A 3,123-nucleotide genomic window follows, 5' to 3' on the forward strand; every position below is an offset into this window, starting at 1 on the left:
CCGCACCGACCACCAAGTCAAACTCCGCGGCCAACGCATCGAACTCGGCGAAATCGAAACCGCGTTGACCGACACACCCGGCATCGCACAAGCCGTCGCACACGTCCGCGAGGGTCAGCGACTGGTGGCGTACGTCGTGCCGGTGCCGGGCAGTGCCCAGGCCCCGGACCACGGTGCGCTGCGGGCCCACGCCGCCGCGCGGCTCCCGGAGTACATGGTGCCCGGTGCCTTCGTGACGCTGGACGCCCTCCCGCTGACGGCCAACGGCAAGCTCGACCGCCGCGCCCTGCCCGCACCGCCGCAGGCGGAGTCGGCCGTGTCCCGGGCGCCGCGCACCGCACGTGAAGAGGTGATCGCCGCCGTCTTCGCCGCCTTGCTGGAGAGGACGTCGGTCGGAGTGGAGGACGACTTCTTCGCGCTCGGCGGGCACTCGCTGCTGGCCGCGCGCGCGGTGAGCCGACTGCGCGCCGCACTGGGGGTGGAGTGTGCCGTACGCGACCTGTTCGAGGCGCGGACGGTGGCCGGGCTGGCGGCGCGGCTGACCGAGCGCACGACGTCGGGCCGCCCCCCGCTGACGCGGGCGGCCGAGCGGCCGGCGCTGCTGCCGCTGTCGTACGCCCAGCGTCGGCTGTGGCTGATCGACAGCGTGCAGGGCCCCGGGACGACGTACAACGTGCCGCTCGCGGTACGGCTGCGCGGCCCGGTCGACGCGGAGGCGCTGGAAGCCGCCCTCGCGGACCTGGTGGCCCGGCACGACGTGCTGCGCACGGTGTTCACCGAGGTCGACGGGGAGCCGTACCAGCGGGTGCTGGCCCCCGGGGAGTGCCAAGTGCCTTTCGCGGTCCGGCGGGTTGCCGTGGACCGGTTGGCCGAGGAGGCCGTCGCGGCGGGCGGGCACATCTTCGATCTGGCGCGGGAGATACCGCTGCGGGCCGCGTTGCTGAGCGCGGCGGACGACGATCATGTACTGGTCGTGCTGCTGCACCACATCGCCACCGACGAGTGGTCCACCGGCCCCCTGCTGACCGACCTCGACACCGCCTACCGCGCCCGACTGACCGGGTCCTCCCCCGACTACCCCGAACTGCCCCTCCAGTACGCCGACTTCGCACTCTGGCAGCGCGACCTCCTCGGCGACCCCGACGAGACCGCCTCACCAGCCGCACACCAGACCGCATACTGGCGCGAGGCCCTCGCCGGTCTGCCCGAGGAAATTCCGCTTCCCACCGACCGGCCACGCCCCGCCACCCCCTCGCACGAAGGTGACGTGGTGCTGTTCGAGGTGTCCCCGCGCACGGGTGCGGAGCTGGCCCGGCTCGCGCGGGAGAGCGGCGCGACCGTGTTCATGGTGGTGCACGCGGCGGTCGCCGCCCTGCTGCACCGGCTCGGCGCCGGTGACGACATCCCCCTCGGCACCCCGGTGTCCGGGCGGGAGGACGAGCAGGTGGACCGGCTGGTCGGGTTCTTCCTCAACACGCTGGTGCTGCGGGCCGACCTGTCCGGCGATCCCACCTTCGCGGAGCTGGTCGGGCGAGTGCGGGACGCGGATCTCGCCGCGTTCTCGCACGCGGACCTTCCGCTGGAGGCCGTGGCCGACGCGGTCGGGCGGTCCGCCGGGGCCCGGCACCCGCTGTTCCGGACGATGGTGACCTACCACTCGACGACCACCGAGATGCCTGAGCTGTTCGGGGTGCCGGCGGACGAACTGCCGGTGGAGATCGGCGGGTCCAAGTTCGACCTGGAATTCGCCTTCGGCGGCTCCGCGGCGGACGGCCGGATCAGCGGTGGGGTGCGGTACGCGACGGAGCTGTTCGAGGCCGCGAGCGTCGAGCGGCTGGCCGGGCGGCTGGTCCGGCTGCTGGACGCGGTGGCGGGCGACCCGGGGCAGACGCTCTCCGCCCTCCCGGTCATGGACGCGGACGAGCGGGAACAGGTGCTGCGAGGCTGGAACGACACCGCGCGCGTCCCGGACGGTCCCGCCACCCTCGCCGCCCTGGTGGCGGGCGGCGCCCGCGACGCCGAGGCCACCGCGCTGCTCTTCGACGGCGCCTTCCTCACTCGCGGCGCCTTCGAGGAGCGCGTCAACCGGCTGGCCCGGCTGCTCATCGGCCGGGGCGTCGGCCCCGAGTCCGTCGTCGCCGTCGCCCTCCCCCGCTCCATGGACCTCCTCGTCGCCCTGCACGCCGTCGTACGCGCGGGAGGCGCCTACCTGCCACTGGACCCGGCTCTGCCCGCCGACCGGCTCACCTACATGACCGACACCGCCGCACCGGCATGCGTCATCACGGACCGGCCCTCACTCGACACACTCCCCGGACAGCTCCGGCCGAGCGCCGTACTCCTCGACACACCCGCCGTGGCCGAAGAGTTGGCGGGGCTCGCGTGCGACGACATCGCCGACGCCGACCGGCTCGCACCGCTGCTGCCGTCCCATCCGGCGTACGTACTGTTCACCTCAGGGTCGACCGGACGTCCCAAGGGCGTACTGATCGAGCACGCCGCCATCGTCAACCGCCTCCAGTGGATGCAGGACACCTACCAGCTCACGGCAGCGGACCGGGTACTGCTCAAGACACCCACCACCTTCGACGTCTCCGTGTGGGAGCTGTTCTGGCCGCTGGCGCAGGGCGTGCCGCTGGTCGTCGCTCGGCCCGAAGGGCACACCGACCCCCACTACCTGGCCGCACTCATCCGCGAACAGGCCGTCACCGTCTGCCACTTCGTCCCGTCGATGCTCGCGGCCTTCCTGACGGAGACCGAGCTGTCCGACTGCCCGAGCCTGCGACTGGTGGTGTGCAGCGGCGAGGCCCTCTCGACCGACCTGGCCGCCAGATTCCACGCCTCGGCCGGACCGCGCCCGATCGCGCTGGAGAACCTGTACGGCCCCACCGAGGCAGCCGTGGACGTCACCCGTGCCTCAGCCCAACCCACCGACAACAGCCACCACTCCATACCCATCGGAACACCCGTCCGGAACACCCGCGTCTACGTCCTCGACGCCCACCTCCAGCCCGCTCCTGTAGGCGTTCCCGGCGAGCTCTACCTCGCAGGCACCCAACTCGCCCGCGGCTACCTCACCCAACCCGCCCTCACCGCCGAACGCTTCACCGCCGACCCCCACGG

1 protein-coding gene is annotated in these 3,123 nt (G+C 72.9%); it reads left to right on the plus strand.

All coding sequences use genetic code 11. The features are described from left to right. Window positions 1–3,123: amino acid adenylation domain-containing protein (locus tag ACWDYF_RS37155; protein ID WP_451584336.1), on the plus strand; the 3,123-nt coding region annotated here is incomplete at both ends.

This window comes from Streptomyces sp. NPDC003284 (assembly GCF_053589675.1).